This is a genomic window from Pseudomonas lactis, from assembly GCF_001439845.1.
Taxonomy (GTDB): Bacteria; Pseudomonadota; Gammaproteobacteria; order Pseudomonadales; family Pseudomonadaceae; genus Aquipseudomonas; species Aquipseudomonas lactis.
In genome coordinates, this window is the sequence record NZ_JYLO01000002.1 from 1 (window position 1) to 17,074 (window position 17,074).

At 58.8% G+C, this 17,074-nt stretch carries 15 protein-coding genes and 1 rRNA gene; 11 read left to right on the forward strand and 5 right to left on the reverse strand.

All coding sequences use genetic code 11. The features are described 5' to 3' along the window. The first annotated feature begins 2 nt into the window (after positions 1-2). Together rrf and TX24_RS02790 are read left to right on the forward strand one after the other, a co-directional pair. Positions 3-118, forward strand: a 5S ribosomal RNA gene (gene rrf / locus TX24_RS02785). Positions 119-450: 332 nt separating this feature from the next. Then, positions 451-1,824, forward strand: a complete 1,374-nt coding sequence (locus tag TX24_RS02790) for an MFS transporter (RefSeq protein WP_057709665.1) — start codon at positions 451-453, stop codon at positions 1,822-1,824. 60 nt (positions 1,825-1,884) lie between these two features. On the opposite strand, the gene TX24_RS02795 is transcribed toward TX24_RS02790, so the two are convergent. The 4 genes from TX24_RS02795 to flgA all read right to left on the reverse strand — a co-directional run bounded on the left by TX24_RS02795 (position 1,885) and on the right by flgA (position 4,479). Continuing rightward, entirely contained in the window at positions 1,885-2,634 is a 750-nt protein-coding gene (locus TX24_RS02795) for a flagellar brake protein (protein ID WP_014719585.1), read from the reverse strand. A gap of 96 nt (positions 2,635-2,730) precedes the next feature. Beyond that, entirely contained in the window at positions 2,731-3,201 is a 471-nt protein-coding gene (locus TX24_RS02800; RefSeq protein WP_003193583.1) for a flagellar protein FlgN, read from the reverse strand. Positions 3,202-3,249: 48 nt separating this feature from the next. Then, a complete protein-coding gene (gene flgM, locus TX24_RS02805; protein WP_003193581.1) occupies positions 3,250-3,573 on the reverse strand; it encodes a flagellar biosynthesis anti-sigma factor FlgM in 324 nt (107 codons plus the stop codon). A 141-nt stretch (positions 3,574-3,714) separates the two neighbouring features. Next, entirely contained in the window at positions 3,715-4,479 is a 765-nt protein-coding gene (flgA, locus tag TX24_RS02810) for a flagellar basal body P-ring formation chaperone FlgA (RefSeq protein ID WP_003193579.1), read from the reverse strand. A 74-nt stretch (positions 4,480-4,553) separates the two neighbouring features. Between flgA and TX24_RS02815 the strand changes: the two genes are divergently transcribed. From TX24_RS02815 to TX24_RS02845, 7 genes are all read left to right on the forward strand, one after another. Continuing rightward, positions 4,554-5,486 carry a chemotaxis protein CheV gene (locus TX24_RS02815; RefSeq protein WP_003193578.1) on the forward strand — a complete coding sequence of 311 codons (933 nt, stop codon included), beginning with the start codon at positions 4,554-4,556 and terminating at the stop codon, positions 5,484-5,486. A 42-nt stretch (positions 5,487-5,528) separates the two neighbouring features. Continuing rightward, on the forward strand, positions 5,529-6,356 hold the full coding sequence (gene cheR, locus TX24_RS02820; protein ID WP_014719581.1) for a protein-glutamate O-methyltransferase CheR: 828 nt from the start codon (positions 5,529-5,531) through the stop codon (positions 6,354-6,356). 313 nt (positions 6,357-6,669) lie between these two features. Next, positions 6,670-7,077 carry a flagellar basal body rod protein FlgB gene (flgB, locus tag TX24_RS02825; RefSeq protein WP_003193573.1) on the forward strand — a complete coding sequence of 136 codons (408 nt, stop codon included), beginning with the start codon at positions 6,670-6,672 and terminating at the stop codon, positions 7,075-7,077. Positions 7,078-7,080: 3 nt separating this feature from the next. Then, on the forward strand, positions 7,081-7,524 hold the full coding sequence (flgC, locus tag TX24_RS02830) for a flagellar basal body rod protein FlgC (RefSeq protein WP_003193572.1): 444 nt from the start codon (positions 7,081-7,083) through the stop codon (positions 7,522-7,524). A 16-nt stretch (positions 7,525-7,540) separates the two neighbouring features. Next, a complete protein-coding gene (gene flgD / locus TX24_RS02835; RefSeq protein WP_003193570.1) occupies positions 7,541-8,266 on the forward strand; it encodes a flagellar hook assembly protein FlgD in 726 nt (241 codons plus the stop codon). 31 nt (positions 8,267-8,297) lie between these two features. Then, on the forward strand, positions 8,298-9,608 hold the full coding sequence (flgE, locus tag TX24_RS02840) for a flagellar hook protein FlgE (protein ID WP_003193569.1): 1,311 nt from the start codon (positions 8,298-8,300) through the stop codon (positions 9,606-9,608). A 177-nt stretch (positions 9,609-9,785) separates the two neighbouring features. After that, positions 9,786-10,883 (forward strand): hypothetical protein, encoded by a 1,098-nt coding sequence (locus tag TX24_RS02845; RefSeq protein ID WP_169878732.1) that lies wholly within the window; start codon positions 9,786-9,788, stop codon positions 10,881-10,883. Between the two features lie 92 nt (positions 10,884-10,975). On the opposite strand, the gene TX24_RS02850 is transcribed toward TX24_RS02845, so the two are convergent. After that, positions 10,976-13,870 carry a ribonucleoside-diphosphate reductase subunit alpha gene (locus TX24_RS02850; RefSeq protein WP_003193565.1) on the reverse strand — a complete coding sequence of 965 codons (2,895 nt, stop codon included), beginning with the start codon at positions 13,868-13,870 and terminating at the stop codon, positions 10,976-10,978. A gap of 860 nt (positions 13,871-14,730) precedes the next feature. Between TX24_RS02850 and TX24_RS02855 the strand changes: the two genes are divergently transcribed. Both TX24_RS02855 and TX24_RS02860 read left to right on the forward strand, forming a co-directional pair. After that, complete coding sequence (locus tag TX24_RS02855) at positions 14,731-15,456, forward strand: response regulator (RefSeq protein WP_057709666.1); 726 nt, start codon at positions 14,731-14,733, stop codon at positions 15,454-15,456. Then, complete coding sequence (locus TX24_RS02860) at positions 15,453-17,063, forward strand: ATP-binding protein (RefSeq protein ID WP_003193562.1); 1,611 nt, start codon at positions 15,453-15,455, stop codon at positions 17,061-17,063. The genes TX24_RS02855 and TX24_RS02860 overlap by 4 nt, the downstream gene beginning before the upstream one ends. The last annotated feature ends 11 nt before the right edge of the window (positions 17,064-17,074 follow it).

Below are 17,074 nucleotides of genomic sequence, written 5' to 3' on the forward strand. Positions count from 1 at the left end.
TTCTTGACGACCATAGAGCATTGGAACCACCTGATCCCATCCCGAACTCAGTAGTGAAACGATGCATCGCCGATGGTAGTGTGGGGTTTCCCCATGTGAGAGTAGGTCATCGTCAAGATTAAATTCCGAAACCCCAATTGCGAAAGCAGTTGGGGTTTTGTTTTGGGCGCTTGAAAGTCGGACGCCTGCGAAGCTTGCACAGTGTTCTATCGAAATCTTTTGTGCAGATACCCTAATACGAGTCGAACCTTGCGTGTGATCAAGGTTCACAGGTGGTGCGCCGTGTATTTATCTCCACGGTTATGTACCTCACAGACACCCATGTGGCGTCTGAGCTGTGAAACAAAATAATCCCCGTAAACAGGCTCTGCCGCCTGTCCGGATTCAACTGCCCCGGACTATCATGCTGATAGCCCTACCCCTTACCGCAAGGAGCCGCTCGGAACGCCGATGCGCCAGATCTGGAAATCTTTTCGAGCCCTTTATTTCGCCTCCTTGATGATGCTGATCGGCTCCGGCCTGCTTAGTACTTATCTGGCTTTGCGTCTGGCAGCAGACAATGTCGACAGCTTGTGGGTCGGTGCGCTGATGGCTGCCAACTATTTTGGCTTGGTGCTGGGCGGCAAGCTCGGGCACCGCCTGATTGCCCGGGGCGGGCATATTCGTGCCTACGCCACCTGCGCGGGGATCGTCGGCGCAGCAGTGCTGGGTCACGGTTTGGTTGATTGGCTGCCAGCCTGGATTGTGCTGCGGATGATCGTGGGCTTGGGGATGATGTGCCAGTACATGGTTATCGAGAGTTGGCTCAATGAGCAGGCGGATGCCAAGCAGCGTGGCGTAGTGTTCAGCGGCTACATGATTGCGTCCTACCTTGGGCTGGTACTGGGCCAGTTGATCCTGGTCATGCATCCCCATCTGGGGCTTGAGCTGTTAATGCTCGTGGCGCTGTGCTTCGCGCTGTGCCTGGTCCCGGTGGCCATGACCCGGCGCATTCACCCGGCTCCACTGCACCCGGCCCCGATGGAGCCGCGCTTTTTTATCAAGCGCGTGCCGCAGTCGCTCAGCACCGTGTTGGGTGCTGGGTTGATCGTCGGTTCGTTCTACGGCTTGGCACCGCTCTACGCCTCTCAGCAGGGCCTGACAACTGAGCAAGTCGGCCTGTTCATGGGTAGCTGCATTTTTGCTGGATTGGTCGTGCAGTGGCCGCTGGGCTGGTTGTCGGACCGCTATGATCGTGCGCTGCTGATTCGCTGCTTTGCCTTGTGCCTGGCGGTGACGGCCTTGCCGTTGGCAATCATGACGCAGGTACCGTTGGAAGTACTGTTCGTGGCAGGCTTCTTCTGTTCGCTGGTGCAGTTCTGTCTTTACCCTTTGGCTGTGGCCTTTTCCAACGACCATGTGGAAGGCGATCGTCGGGTGTCACTGACGGCCATGTTGCTGGTGACCTACGGGATCGGCGCCAGCGTGGGGCCGCTGTTGGCAGGTGTGGTGATGAAGCTATTCGGCAGCCAGATGCTCTATGCGTTTTTCAGCTTGTGTGCGTTGATCCTGGTGTGGCGCATTCGACCCAAGGCTGTGACCAACCTGCATCAGGTCGACGACGCACCGCTGCATCACGTGGCAATGCCCGACAGCATGTCCAGTTCGCCCTTGGTGGCTGCCCTTGACCCGCGGGTGGATGAGCAGGTGGTACAGGAGCAGATGCAAGTGACTGTGCCTGATCCAGAGCCCGCCCCTGAAACCGAGGAGCCGACGAGCGAAGAGTCGCACGAGCCACCAGACCCGGACGAGCATCCCCATGACTTAAGCAGGGCACGCCCCTGAACGAAAAAACGGGCAGATCCCATCAGGATCTGCCCGTTTTTTTATCTCAGCGTCTAACGCTCAAAGATCGTCGTCTTTATCGAAGCGCCGAGCTTCACGTTGTAATTGGTAGACAAAGCGCTCCACTTGGCGCTGCACCAAACCACTCATGTTGTGAAAGCGCACGCCGGCAAAGGTGGTGTTGATCTTGTCTTCGAAGTGCAGGTAGCGCAGTTCCACAGAGGTGGTCATGCTGCCGAAGGGCAGGGCAGCGATAAAGCGGTCATAGACCTGGCCCAACTGCAGACGCTCGGAGATATCGCCTTCAAAGCGCAATTTGCAGCCGGTTGCCGAGATATCCAGCAGCTTACCGCTGATAGGCGCCTTGAGCTTCTCGCCACCCAACTGAATGTCCACCAATTGCGCGAGCTTAAGAGCGGCGCGGAAGGCATTGCGTCGTTGGTGGTAAACCACTTCGCCGGGCAGGCTGCCGCTGTAGATGCGGTGGCCGCCTTTTTCGCTGATGGTCAACGTGCCATTGCTTTCCCAGGCAACCCGCACACCCTCATGGAAACCTTCGATACGGAAGGCTTCGCCATTCTCAAGATAGCGTTCACCGTCACGGGGAATCATTTCGTCCAGTACCAGCGTCTTGCTGTCCCGGTCGATGTCCACCAGGTAGCTCTGGAAGCGCTGGCTGCGTTCGTGGAAAGTGATGATCAGTGGGTCATGGCTTTCTTGCAGCATCCGCAACGTGCTGGCGATTTCCAGAGGCGTGGTGAGCACCTTGGGTGGCTGCGGTGCATCTTCCGCATTAAGGGCGTTGAACACGGTTCTTCCATCTCCAGGCAAAATACGACTACACGCAAGAACCGGCATTTTGCCAGTATGTAGCGCGCCTTGGATAGGCCACGCTGTAAACCGGCGTCAGGCTTGGCTGCGGGTGCTTGGCTTGACCAGGCGTGAGGTGGAGCCTTGGGCGTTGTAAAGGGCCGGAGGCTCTCCGCCGTGCAGTATGCGCAGCTGATTGGCGGTCGTGGCTTGCTGAAGCTGGATCGACTGACCGTTGAGCAGGTTGGCTTCCTGGCACTGGGCAAGCAAATGATTGAGTTCTTTGCTTTGTGCCAGCAGTTGATCGCCAACTGAAGAGTGGCTGGCCAGTTGTGCCAGGCCATCATGATCGGCAGGCAGACCCAGGCTGATCAGAATCTCACTACGCTTTTTGCCATGCTGTTCAAGCAAGACAATCAGCGATTGTTTGCGCGCCAGGATTTCTTCCAGCAAGCGCATATCCCGGCCGTACAAGGCCAGGGATTCTTCCTTAAGCAGCTCGAGCAATTGTTGCGTCGGCGCCAGATCATCAATGATCAGTTGGAGCAAATGTTCGTCGTGGTGCATGGCTGGCCTTGGGTTTTAAGCGTCCAAAAGCCCTGCGCAGGCCTTTGCCTAGCGCTCGGCTTCGAAGTTGAGCAGCTTGCTGGCTACACGGTTGCTGTCGACTTTATAGCTGCCATCGGCGATCGCCTGTTTCAACTCGGCCACGCGGGCTTTATTGACGACGGGTTGATCGCGCAGCGAGTCAGTGACCTTTTGCAACTGTTGAGCCTCATTGCTCAGGTGTACCGATTCCCCACTCTGGCTGGCGGCGGCCTGCTCTGCTTTGGCAGGCAAGGGCTGCGGCTTGGCTTCTACGCTGTCCTTGGCACCGCCGGTGCGCGTATTGCCGGGCAAGGCCGGGGCGTTATTCAAACGACTGAAATCAATGACCATGTTGAAAAACCTCTGGGTATTTGGACGCTTGCCATGTTTTCGGCCATACCCGGGCAAACTTTAGGCTCGATTGACAATAAACCTGTTCGGCTCAATATCCAGCACACAGTGTAGGAAAAGCTGGCATTTGATTCCAGTCATCTATAGCGCCACCTCGACCTGACCTGGCGCGGTGACTCGCGCCTTGATCACGCGATTGGAGTTGAGGTTCTTGACACGGATCTGTTCGCTCATGCCGCCATTGGACAACGCCTCTCCCGGCATCCTGACGTTCAGGCCGCCACTGCTGGCGGAAATCACCACCTGGTCACCCTTGCGAATCACCTCGGCCTGTTCCAGATGAACCAGCGTGAGGACTTGGTCGGTGACCACCGGTCGCGTGAGTTTCTGCCCGACGGCCTGGTCCAGCGACGTCAGGTAGCCTTGGTTGATCAGGCTGATGTCCCGCTCGCGCAACGCCACATCGTCGTAGCCGATGATGCCGGTGCGCTTCAACGGTCTCGCCACGACCACCACGTCGCGAAACAGCTTGACCTGAGCCGGTACAAAAACCGTCCAGGGCGAGGCGCCCTCACAGCGCACCTTTACGGTCACACGGCCGATGGGCTGGGCGGGGCTTTCCAGGGTGGCTGTCAATTCCTTGTCGCACAGTGGCATGCGCAAACGGGGGTCCAACTGGTTGACCTGGATTTCATAACGCCCCGGCGTCTGGGTGGTCGCCAGATAATCTTCTACAGTGAACTCAAGAAAGCCTTGGGTGACGCCGATAAGTAGATCAGGCAGGGTAACGTTGTCGGCGCGGGCCGTGACGCCCAGGCCCGAGACAAGCAGCGCCAGCGCGGCGCAGAGCAGTCTGCGGTAGCGTGAGCGGCCAGGGTGTCGGGAAACTGTCGTTTTAATATCCATACTCAGTAAATAGCAAAGCTCGTGCCGTTTAGTGTTGGGTACGCGTCGTACCCCTAGGATTTAGGAGTCTGGGCATGGCAGGTGTAATGGATTCAGTAAACCAGCGCACACAGCTGGTAGGGCAGAATCGCCTGGAGTTGTTGCTTTTCCGCCTGGATGGCAATCAGTTGTATGGCATCAACGTGTTTAAAGTGCGTGAAGTGCTGCAATGTCCCAAATTGACGATCATGCCCAAGTCCAGTCCGGTAGTGTGTGGCGTGGCCAACATTCGTGGCGCGACCATCCCGATTCTTGACCTGGCAATGGCCACGGGGGCCGCGGGTTTGCAAGACCGCCAGAACCCTTTCGTGATCATCACCGAATACAACACCAAGACCCAGGGTTTCCTGGTGCGCTCGGTGGAGCGCATCGTCAATATGAACTGGGAAGAGATCCATCCGCCGCCCAAGGGCACGGGGCGCGATCACTACCTGACGGCGGTGACGCGGGTCGACAACCAGTTGGTGGAAATCATCGACGTGGAGAAGATCCTCGCCGAAGTGGCCCCCACCTCGGAAACCATCTCCGTCGGTGTGGTGGATGCCGAAACGGCACACAAGGCGGTTTCGTTGCGCGTGTTGACCGTGGACGACTCTTCCGTAGCGCGCAAGCAAGTCACACGTTGCCTGCAAACCGTCGGGGTGGAGGTGGTGGCCCTCAATGACGGGCGCCAAGCCCTGGATTACCTGCGCAAGCTGGCGGACGAGGGCAAGAAGCCCGAAGAAGAATTCTTGATGATGATCTCTGACATCGAGATGCCGGAAATGGATGGCTACACGCTCACGGCCGAGATACGTAACGATCCACGCATGCAAAAATTGCATATCATCCTGCATACTTCGTTGTCGGGGGTATTCAATCAGGCAATGGTCAAGAAGGTCGGTGCGGATGACTTTCTGGCCAAATTCCGTCCTGATGACCTCGCATCCCGGGTAGTCGACCGGATCAAGGCAGCAGATCACGGCTAGGGGATGTCCCCCGGCGGTCACACGATTTAAGAGGCGGCATCATTGTCTACGGGTAATTTGGATTTCGAACAGTTCCGGGTCTTCCTGGAAAAAGCCTGTGGCATATTGCTCGGTGAAAACAAGCAGTACCTGGTATCCAGCCGCCTCAACAAGCTGATGGAACAGCAGGGCATCAAATCCCTGGGTGAGTTGGTCCAGCGGATCCAGGGTCAGCCGCGCAGTGGGCTCAAGGAAATGGTGGTCGATGCCATGACCACCAACGAAACCTTATGGTTTCGCGATACCTATCCCTTTGAAGTGCTCAAGAACAAAGTGTTGCCCGAAGCCATCAAGGCCAGCCCGGGCCAGCGCCTGCGTATCTGGTCGGCGGCCTGTTCTTCGGGGCAGGAGCCGTACTCGATCTCGATGTCCATCGACGAGTTCGAGCGAACCAACATGGGCCAGTTGAAAGCCGGTGCGCAAATTGTGGCCACGGATTTGTCCGGCACCATGCTCACCAACTGCAAGACCGGTGAGTACGACAGCCTGGCCCTGGGCCGAGGCTTGTCCCAGGAACGCCTGCAACGCTACTTCGATCCCAAAGGGGCAGGGCGTTGGGCGATCAAGGCGCCGATCAAGAACCGCGTCGAATTTCGCTCGTTCAACCTGCTCGACAGCTACGCCAGCCTGGGCAAGTTCGACATGGTGTTCTGCCGCAACGTGCTGATCTATTTCTCGGCTGAAGTGAAGAAAGACATCCTGTTGCGCATCCATGGCACCCTCAAGCGCGGAGGTTATCTGTTCCTCGGTGCTTCCGAGGCGCTCAATGGGCTGCCGGATCACTTCCAGATGGTGCAATGCAGCCCTGGGATCATCTACCAAGCCAAGTAGTCTGGATGTATGCAATAAAAACTGTGGGAGCCGGGCTTGCCCGCGATGTCGGTGTGTCAGTCGATGAATAGGTCGGCAGGTACTGCGCCATCGCAGGCAAGCCAGCTCCCACATTTTTTTCTCGGCAAGCTGGAGTAAAGCGGCAAGCCCCATTGCCGCTTTACTGGCACTACGCGGAAATCGCTTGCCGCTTTTCTGGCATAGTCGCCGGCAACTTCCCTCGAGGCCCTTGATATACGGGCTCCCGCAAGATTGGCATGCACCTTGCTATAACCCTGCTAACGAACAGCAGGTCAGCCTAAAGGTTTCCGCCATGAGCATCAGCTTCGATAAAGCGCTCGGTATCCACGAACAAGCCCTGGGCTTCCGCGCCCAGCGTGCCGAAGTCCTGGCCAACAACATTGCCAACGCCGACACCCCGAACTACAAGGCTCGGGACTTGGACTTCTCCGCTGTGCTCGCCGCACAACAGGACAAGACCAAGAACGGCACCTTCGCCTTGAATATGACCAACAGCCGTCATATTGAAGCGCAAGGCCTGAGCAAGGGTGACGAGTCGCTGCTGTATCGCACACCGATGCAGCCGTCGATCGACCAGAACACCGTCGACGCCCAGCTGGAGCAATCGAACTACGCCGAAAACTCGGTGAACTTCCAGGCCAGCTTCACCCTGCTCAACAGCAAATTCAAAGGGCTGATGTCAGCCCTGCGCGGAGAGTAAGCCATGTCCCTGTCCAGTGTTTTCAATATTGCCGGCAGTGGCATGAGCGCGCAGACCACGCGTTTGAACACCGTCGCCAGTAACATCGCCAACGCCGAAACCGTCTCCTCGAGCATTGACCAAACCTATCGCGCCCGCCACCCGGTGTTCGCCACCATGTTCCAGGGGGGGCAGGCAAGCGGCAGCGATTCGTTGTTCCAGAGCCAGGACGCCGCCGGCTCCGGTGTGCAGGTGTTGGGCGTGGTTGAAGACCAGAGCAACCTGGAGGCCCGTTACGAGCCCAACCACCCGGCCGCGAACGAAAAGGGCTACGTCTACTACCCCAACGTCAACGTGGTCGAGGAAATGGCTGACATGATCTCTGCCAGTCGCTCGTTCCAGACCAACGCGGAAATGATGAACACCGCCAAAACCATGATGCAGAAGGTTCTGACCCTGGGTCAGTGATAAGGGGCGCCAAATAATGGCCATCGTTGATACGTCAAACAACACGGCGGTTCAGGACCTTTTCAATTCCAAGGTCAAGACTGCGACGAACAACAGCAGCGTCAGCGACGCTTCCAAGACGGCGACGGGCAACCAGTCGCTGGGCAAGGATGCGTTCCTGCAACTGCTCGTCACCCAGCTGAAAAACCAGAACCCGCTGTCGCCCCAGGACAACGGCGCGTTCGTCGCGCAGCTTGCACAGTTCAGCAGCCTGGAAGGCATCAATACCCTGAACGACTCGGTGAACAACATCTCCAGCAACTTCAGCTCGTCGCAGGCGCTGCAGGCTTCGTCGCTGGTGGGGCGCTCGATCATCATCCAGACCGACAAGGCCATGGTGGATACCAGCAAGAGCATGACCGGTTCGGTGGCAGTAACCTCGGCGGTGGGCAATGTCTCCGTCAAGATCACCGACAAAGACGGCAACGTGGTGCGCACCGTTGACATGGGCGCCCAGAGTGCCGGTACCCAGAGCTTTATCTGGGATGGCAAGAACGACAAGGGCGAGGTTGCCCCAGCTGGCACCTACACCTTCAATGCCACCACCAAGAACGACAAAGGCGACGCAGTGGCCTTGACCACTTCGCTGCCCGCCACGGTCACCAGCGTGACCCTGAGCAAGACCGGCGGCGAAATGCTGCTCAACCTTGCAGGCGGCATGGGCAGCGTCAAGCTGTCGCAAATTCAGACTATCGGTACATAGAGCCGGCTAAATACGGCAGAGGGAGAGAAACATGTCTTTTAATATCGGCCTTAGCGGCCTCTATGCGGCCAACAAACAACTGGACGTGACCGGCAACAACATCGCCAACGTCGCGACCACTGGCTTCAAGTCATCCCGTGCGGAATTCGCCGATATCTACGCGGCTTCCAAGCTGGGCACTGGCCAGAACAGCATCGGCAATGGTGTGAACCTGGCGGCGGTGTCCCAGCAGTTCACCCAGGGCGACGTCAACGGCAGCGGCGGCATCCTCGACATGGCGATCCAGGGCGGTGGCTTCTTCGTACAGAAGGGCAGCGACGGTTCGCTGGAGTACACCCGTAGCGGCGCTTTCCGTGCGGACAAGGACGGCTACATCACCAACAACACCGGCACTTCCCGCCTGCAAGGGTATGCCGCGGACGATAATGGCAAGATCAGCAAGGGTGGCTTGGTCGACCTGCAACTGAATCTGGCGAACCTGCCGCCCAAGGCGTCCACCAAGGTCGACTCCACCAGCAACCTGAACTCCTCGGAGCCGGTGATCGACCAGACGGCCAAGCCGTTTGATCCAACCAAGACCGAAACCTTCACTACCCAGTACAGCACCACCTTGTACGACTCCCAAGGTAACGCGCACCCGATGGTGCAGTACCTGGTGAAAACCGACGGCAACAAGTGGAATGCCTATACCCTGATTGACGGTCGCAACCCCGATGGTTCGGCTCCGACCGGCACCCCTTCGACGCCACCTGTGCCGTCGACATTGACCTTTGACGGCGCTGGCAATCTGACTACCGTCGTCACCAATGGTGTGTCCGACAAGACCCTCACCGTTGCCGGTTGGGTTCCCGGAAAGGTAACTGACGGCGTATGGAAGGCTAACGGTGCGGATGCCAACCCGGGTGGTATCGCCATCAACATGGCCAACATTACCCAGTACAACTCGGCCACCTACCGTAACCCTCCGGTCACCGATGGCTATGCCACCGGCCAGATCACCGGCCTGAAAATCGACGGCAGCGGGGTCCTGTTCGCCACTTTCAGCAACCAGCAGAGCAAGGCCATCGGCCAGATCTCCCTGGCCAGCTTCAACAACGAGCAGGGCCTGCAGCCAGCCGGTGCGACCACCTGGAAAGAGACCTTCGCCTCGGGCCAGCCGGGTTATGACAACCCGCAAGCCGGTACCCTGGGTTCGATCGTGGCCAACTCCCTGGAGAACTCCAACGTCAACCTGACCAGCGAGCTGGTGGACCTGATCAAGGCCCAGAGCAACTACCAGGCGAACGCCAAGACCATCTCCACCCAAAGCACCATCATGCAGACCATCATTCAGATGACCTGATGCCACCGCGCTAATACCCGCACACAAAAAGGCCCCTCGATCGAGGGGCTTTTTTGTGCGCGCGCGTTACTAGTTTACCGCTTGTTTCACCTCGCCTTACTGCTGGAACGCCCACCGCCCATTGCGCCACGTACGGGGCACGGGCGCCTGTCGCCCATCGATCAGCGGGAGAGAGGTATGGCGATGTACAAGCAGTGGGAAGGGGTGCCAGCAGGCAGCCATTGGTTTGTTCTGAATAACTACAGCGCCGGTCTATACAGACGCAAAAGTCAGTCGGATGAGCCCGGGGGAGGCAAGTCCTCTGATGCTGAATCGGTGAGGCAACTGCTCAATGAGTTGAGAGATGCCGAGAAAACATCCAAGAGCCAAACCGTCCAAGACCTTCGTGACAAGTTGAACGAGAAGCGCGAAGAGCTGGGTGATGAGAAATTCAAGGAGATCATGCAGGCGTTGATGGCGAAGGCGGACGTCTCCTGGCTGGAGATGCTGCGCCGTCTGATGAAGCAATGGTTTCCGGAAATCGACGATACATCACCCACACCTTCGCCGCCTTCTCCTCGCCCGTCGCCAGGTGGTGGCGGTGGGGGCGGTGGGGGCAGGCCAAGCCCCGGTAATTTCGGGCCCAGCGAGCCCATGAGTAATCTGCCGATTACCGAAGGTTCCAAGCACTTTAACTACAAGCCTGATCAAAGTAACCCAGGGAAAAAGCCGGACAACATCTGGAGTGGATTCAGCCAGGGGCCCGATGGCAACTGCGTCACGGTGTCAGCGATAAAGGGCGCAATGATGAAGTTCGGCCAGAAACCCACCGACGTTTTCAAGGAGGTAAAAGAGACGGCAGACGGTTATCACGTGAAGATGCGCGACGGCTTCGAACTTAATCTATCCAAGGATGAATTAAAGCAGGCGGCCAGGTATGCGCAGTTCAAGGGGGACAATCCGGGGATGATGACGGATGCCAACTTCATGTTCGCAGCGAGCGCCAAGCGGGCACAGATTGAAGGTAATGGCCTGGACGACAACCCTAGTCAATCCAAAAGAAGCTTCGCCCACGCGATGCAAAGTTTGAACAACGGCGAAATGCCCCACGAAGCATTGGATCGCCTGGGGTTGAAAGGGCTATACAGGCAGTCTTCAAGCAGTGAGCTGGCGAGCGGCAAGCTCGGTGTCGTGGCCTACGATCGCCATTCGATGGCGGTCATCGACGGGCGGGTGGAGTTGTGGGGGCGCAGAGGTGGCGCGCCCAAGCAAGGTATTGCGTACGCGTTTCTCTAAGGCGATAAGCAAAAAGCCCGATAAACCCTATGCAGTCGGGGTCTATCGGGCTTTTTCAAACCAGAGGGGCAATCCCCCTGGACTGGCTCAGCTTATTGGCAAGCTTCGCAATCGGGTTCGTCAATCGCGCAGGCCTTTGGCACAGGTGCCGGGCCGGCTGGCGCTGCGAGTACCGAGTCATCACCGTGGTTACCGCTGGAAACAGCGTTCAGCTTACCGGTGTTGATGGTCGACTTCTCGGTGCTGGTCGCGGCCAGGGCACGGAGGTAGTAAGTGGTTTTCAGGCCACGGTACCACGCCATGCGGTAGGTCACGTCCAGCTTCTTGCCCGAGGCGCCGGCGATGTACAGGTTCAGGGACTGGGCCTGGTCGATCCATTTCTGACGACGGCTGGCGGCGTCAACGATCCACTTGGTGTCCACTTCGAACGCGGTCGCGTAGAGCTCTTTGAGTTCTTGCGGGATGCGTTCGATCTGCTGCACGGAACCGTCGTAGTACTTCAGGTCGTTGATCATGACCGAGTCCCACAGGCCGCGCGCTTTGAGGTCGCGAACCAGGTATGGGTTGATCACGGTGAATTCGCCAGACAGGTTCGATTTCACATACAGGTTCTGGTAGGTCGGTTCGATCGACTGCGACACGCCAGTGATGTTGGCGATGGTGGCGGTCGGCGCGATGGCCATGATGTTGGAGTTACGAATACCTTTCTGCACACGGGCACGTACCGGCGCCCAGTCCAGGGTTTCGTTCAGGTCAACGTCGATGTACTTCTGGCCACGGGCTTCGATCAGGATCTGTTGCGAATCCAGCGGCAGGATGCCCTTGGACCACAGCGAACCCTGGAACGTCTCGTAGGCGCCACGCTCGTCTGCCAGGTCGCAGGAAGCCTGGATCGCGTAGTAGCTGACCGCTTCCATGGACTTGTCGGCGAACTCGACGGCTGCATCGGAGCCGTAAGGAATGTGCTGCAGGTACAAAGCGTCCTGGAAGCCCATGATCCCCAGGCCAACCGGGCGGTGCTTGAAGTTGGAGTTCTGCGCCTGTGGCACCGAGTAGTAGTTGATGTCGATGACGTTATCGAGCATGCGTACGGCGGTGTTGACGGTGCGTGCAAGCTTTACGGTGTCCAGCTTGCCGTTGACGATGTGGTTCGGCAGGTTGATCGAGCCCAGGTTGCAAACGGCGATCTCGTCCTTGTTGGTGTTCAAGGTGATCTCGGTGCACAGGTTCGAGCTGTGGACCACGCCCACGTGCTGCTGCGGGCTGCGCAGGTTGCATGGGTCCTTGAAGGTCAACCATGGGTGGCCGGTTTCGAACAGCATGGACAGCATTTTGCGCCACAGGTCTTTGGCCTGGATGGTCTTGAACAGCTTGACCTTGCCTGGGTACTCGGTGAGGGCTTCGTAGTACTCGTAGCGCTCTTCGAAGGCCTTGCCGGTCAGGTCGTGCAGGTCCGGTACTTCGGATGGCGAGAACAGGGTCCACTTGCCGTCATCGAAGACGCGCTTCATGAACAGGTCCGGGATCCAGTTGGCGGTGTTCATGTCGTGGGTACGACGACGGTCATCACCGGTGTTCTTGCGCAGCTCGATGAACTCTTCAATGTCCATGTGCCAGGTTTCCAGGTAGGCACACACAGCGCCTTTGCGCTTGCCACCCTGGTTCACGGCAACGGCGGTGTCGTTCACCACTTTCAGGAACGGTACGACGCCCTGGGACTTGCCGTTGGTGCCCTTGATGTACGAACCCAGTGCGCGCACCGGTGTCCAGTCGTTACCCAGGCCGCCGGCGAATTTGGACAGCATGGCGTTGTCGTGGATCGCGTGGTAGATGCCCGACAGGTCATCCGGCACGGTGGTCAGGTAGCAGCTCGACAGCTGTGGACGCAGGGTACCGGCGTTGAACAGGGTCGGGGTCGACGACATGTAGTCGAAGGACGACAGCAGGTTGTAGAACTCGATAGCGCGGTCTTCTTTGTTCTTCTCTTCGATCGCCAGGCCCATGGCCACGCGCATGAAGAACACTTGCGGCAGTTCGAAGCGGATACCGTCCTTGTGGATGAAGTAACGGTCGTACAGGGTTTGCAAGCCCAGGTAGGTGAACTGCTGGTCACGTTCGTGGTTGATCGCCTTGCCGAGCTTTTCCAGGTCGAAGGTGGCCAGGATCGGGTTCAGCAATTCGAATTCTATACCTTTGGCGATGTAGGCCGGCAGGGCCTTGGCGTACAGGTCGGCCATCTCGTGGTGAGTGGCGCTGTCGGCGACTTTCAGGAAGCCCAGGCCTTCGGCACGCAGGGTGTCCATCAGCAGGCGGGCGGTCACGAACGAGTAGTTCGGCTCACGCTCTACCAGGGTACGGGCGGTCATCACCAGGGCGGTGTTGACGTCGGTCAGGGCTACGCCGTCGTACAGGTTCTTCAGGGTTTCGCGCTGGATCAGGTCACCGTCGACTTCTTCCAGGCCTTCGCAGGCCTCGGTGATGATGGTGTTCAGGCGGCCCAGGTCCAGCGGTGCGAAGCTGCCGTCGGCCAGGGTGATGCGGATCGACGGGTGCGCTTGAACGGCGGCTTCTTCGGCCGGGGAACGTACGGCACGCTCCTTGGCGCGCGAGTCACGGTAGATCACGTAGTCGCGGGCCACTTTCTGTTCGCCGGCACGCATCAGGGCCAGTTCGACCTGGTCCTGGATTTCTTCGATGTGGATGGTGCCGCCCGATGGCATGCGACGCTTGAAGGTCGCGGTGACCTGTTCGGTCAGACGGGCAACGGTGTCGTGGATGCGCGACGAAGCGGCAGCGGTGCCGCCTTCAACTGCAAGAAACGCTTTGGTGATGGCGACGGTGATTTTGTCATCGGTATAAGGAACGACAGTGCCGTTACGCTTGATCACGCGCAGTTGGCCAGGTGCAGTGGCGGACAGATCCAGGTTCGAATCAGCGGCCTGCGGCACGGAGCCTTGCGGGTTCTCGCGAGTTGTGTCGGTTTGCATGAGGGGGTGTCTCCACATTCTATATTTATTTGGGCACCATCACGGTGCCCACCGTTCCGTCCTGAAGCACTTACAGCAGGCCTGGGCCTGGCATAACAACTTCGGGACAGGAGGAAGGGAGCTCATCGCGCCGCTTCCATGCCGAAGTCTTTGGTTCGGGGCCGGGGAGCCCTTCGCCGTATTCCTGGTGGGTGACAGTGGCCCCATTCAAGCCCTGCAACACCCGTACCGTTTTCTGCCAATCGGGCTGGAAAACGGTTGCCATCCGCGTGCGCGGTTTGGGCTTTCAAAAAATGCTTTGGTTCAACCAAACACGAGCAAGAAAGCGCTTGAGTTTCTTGCCGGATATGTGTTTGGTCTTTTCGCTGAAAACCCTACATGTAGGGTTTTTTTAGCGCCGAGGTACAAGATAATGCGTTTTGGGGGGCTTAGCAACGCACTACCTGTGGATAACGCTGTGGGTAAAATGTGTATGAATCATGGAACACCCGTGTAGGCCGCATTACTACTGGATTACACCGTTTGTCACCGAATATTCCCGGGTAGAAACTGCCGGCGGGAATTTTGAGGGCGCGAACCCTACCACAAAAAATCGCCATGACCGAATGGATTTCCCGGCTTGTGTTCAAGGGGCGGTGCATGGCTACAATCGGCCTTTGTTATGCCCTCACAACATGACAAACAGGCTATGCCTGCTGAAGATCAATAGGTGGGAGCTGGCTTGCCTGCGATGGCGGTGTATCAGCCACCCACAGGCTCGCTGACCCACCGCCATCGCAGGCAAGCCAGCTCCCACACCGACCGTATTTCACATTCGATTGTGTCGGCCAGAAGAAATTCTAATAACAACGAGGTAGCGCATGGAGCAAGAAGCCTGGCAGATACTGATCGTCGAGGACGACGAGCGACTCGCCGAGTTGACCCGTGAGTACCTGGAAAGCAACGGCCTGCGCGTGTCGGTAGAAGGCGATGGTGCCAAGGCCGTGGCGCGCATCATCGCCGAGCAGCCGGACCTGGTGATCCTCGACCTGATGCTGCCCGGCGAAGACGGCCTGAGCATCTGCCGCAAGGTGCGCGAGCGCTATGACGGTGTGATCCTGATGCTCACCGCGCGCACCGATGACATGGACCAGGTGCTGGGCCTGGACATGGGCGCCGACGACTATGTGTGCAAACCCGTGCGCCCGCGTTTGTTGCTGGCGCGTATCCAGGCGCTGCTGCGCCGCAGTGAACCGGTGTTGCCCGTTGCAGTGGAAAACCAGCGCCGCCTGCAGTTTGGTCCGCTGGTGGTGGACAATGCCTTGCGCGAAGCCTGGTTGCATGAGGGCAGCATCGAACTGACCAGCGCGGAATTCGACCTCTTGTGGCTGCTGGTTGCGAACGCCGGGCGCATCCTGTCCCGCGAAGAAATCTTCATCGCCCTGCGCGGCATTGGTTATGACGGCCAGGATCGCTCGATTGACGTGCGTATCTCGCGCATTCGCCCAAAGATCGGCGACGATCCGATCCACCCACGCCTGATCAAGACCATCCGCAGCAAAGGCTACCTGTTCGTCCCCGAAGCCGCTGCCGATATGCCGCTGTGAACTCGATCTTCCTGCGCATCTACGGCGGCATGTGCGCGGCGCTGATCCTGGTGGCGCTGCTCGGCGCCCTGGCGCTGCACCTGCTCAATGACGTGCGCAGCGGCCAGTACCGTGAGCGCCTGGCTCACGGCACCTTTGCGTTGATGGGCGATAACCTGCAACCCATGAGCACCATTGAACGCCAGCGCGCTTTGGCGGTGTGGGAGCGTTTGCTGGGCATTCCGCTGGAGCTGCGCACGTTCACCGACGCGCAATTGGACCTGGGCCAGCGCAACCGCCTGCAACGCGGCCAGGTCCTGGTGGAACAGACCGGCCCCCACGCGGCGCGGGTGCTGCGGTTGGTCAGCGAGCAAGAGCAACTGGTGCTTACCGGCGAGGTGCAGCAGATCAGCGAGCAATTGGCCCGTGCGACTATTTACCTGCTGGCCGACGAACTGGTGCGTTTCCCGGTGGCCGAACAACCCCAGCGTCTGGCCGACATCAAGCACGCCAAGGGTTTTGGTTTTGAAATGCACTTGACGGCCCTTGACCAGGCCGACATGGACGACGACCAGCGTCGTCGCGTGGCGGAGGGCGATACGGTGATGGCGCTGGGCAAGGGCGGCGATTCGATTCGCGTGTTTGCCGGGATGGTCGGCACCCCGTGGGTACTGGAGATCGGCCCGCTGTACCAGATGAACCCTTACCCGGCGCAGTGGCTGATCCTGATCACCTTGATCGGCCTGACCCTGATCGGCTTGATCGTCTATCTGCTGGTGCGACAACTGGAGCGCCGGCTCAAAGGTCTGGAGGCGGCGGCCACGCGTATCGCCAAGGGCAACCTGGAAGTGCGCGTGCCGGCTCGCGGCGCCGATTCGGTCGGGCGCCTGGCGGCAGCTTTCAATGGCATGGCTGAGCACTTGCAGCAATTGCTGGCGATTCAGCGCGAGTTGGTTCGCGCGGTGTCTCACGAGCTGCGCACACCGGTCGCGCGCCTGCGCTTTGGCCTGGAGATGATCGGTGACGCCGCCACGCCGCAAGCGCGACGCAAATACCTGGAAGGCATGGATGGCGATATCCAGGACCTCGATGGCCTGGTGGACGAGATGCTCACTTATGCCCGCTTGGAGCAGGGTGCGCCGGAGCTGAATTTCCAGCGCGTGGACCTGAATGCATTGCTCGACCAGGTGATTGGCGAATTATCGCCATTGCGCCCGCAGGTCACCGTCACCCGGGGTATTTGCCTGTCCTCGGCGCATTGGGATGACGCCTGGGTCGATGCCGAGCCGCGCTACCTGCACCGCGCCCTGCAAAACCTGGTGAGTAACGCCATGCGCCATGCCAAGGGCCAGGTGCTGATCAGTTATCAGGTAGGGCAGGTGCGTTGTCGCATCGATGTGGAAGACGACGGCCCCGGCGTGCCGGAAAGCGCCTGGGAGCGGATCTTCACGCCGTTCCTGCGCTTGGATGACAGCCGTACCCGCGCCTCTGGCGGGCATGGCCTGGGGTTGTCGATCGTGCGGCGGATTATCTATTGGCACGGCGGGCGGGCGTTGATCAGCAAGAGCAACAACCTGGGCGGGGCGTGCTTCAGCCTGAGCTGGCCCAGGGATCAGGATAAGCCCTGAAACCCAACTGT

Coding starts and splice junctions, on each gene's coding strand:
- flgC (WP_003193572.1), top strand. CDS start 7,081: ATGTCCCTGTCCAGTGTTTTCAATATTGCCGGCAGTGGCATGAGCGCG.
- TX24_RS02790 (WP_057709665.1), top strand. CDS start 451: ATGCGCCAGATCTGGAAATCTTTTCGAGCCCTTTATTTCGCCTCCTTG.
- flgA (WP_003193579.1), bottom strand. CDS start 4,479: ATGGATATTAAAACGACAGTTTCCCGACACCCTGGCCGCTCACGCTAC.
- TX24_RS02845 (WP_169878732.1), top strand. CDS start 9,786: ATGGCGATGTACAAGCAGTGGGAAGGGGTGCCAGCAGGCAGCCATTGG.
- flgE (WP_003193569.1), top strand. CDS start 8,298: ATGTCTTTTAATATCGGCCTTAGCGGCCTCTATGCGGCCAACAAACAA.
- TX24_RS02800 (WP_003193583.1), bottom strand. CDS start 3,201: ATGCACCACGACGAACATTTGCTCCAACTGATCATTGATGATCTGGCG.
- flgM (WP_003193581.1), bottom strand. CDS start 3,573: ATGGTCATTGATTTCAGTCGTTTGAATAACGCCCCGGCCTTGCCCGGC.
- TX24_RS02855 (WP_057709666.1), top strand. CDS start 14,731: ATGGAGCAAGAAGCCTGGCAGATACTGATCGTCGAGGACGACGAGCGA.
- TX24_RS02850 (WP_003193565.1), bottom strand. CDS start 13,870: ATGCAAACCGACACAACTCGCGAGAACCCGCAAGGCTCCGTGCCGCAG.
- flgD (WP_003193570.1), top strand. CDS start 7,541: ATGGCCATCGTTGATACGTCAAACAACACGGCGGTTCAGGACCTTTTC.
- TX24_RS02815 (WP_003193578.1), top strand. CDS start 4,554: ATGGCAGGTGTAATGGATTCAGTAAACCAGCGCACACAGCTGGTAGGG.
- flgB (WP_003193573.1), top strand. CDS start 6,670: ATGAGCATCAGCTTCGATAAAGCGCTCGGTATCCACGAACAAGCCCTG.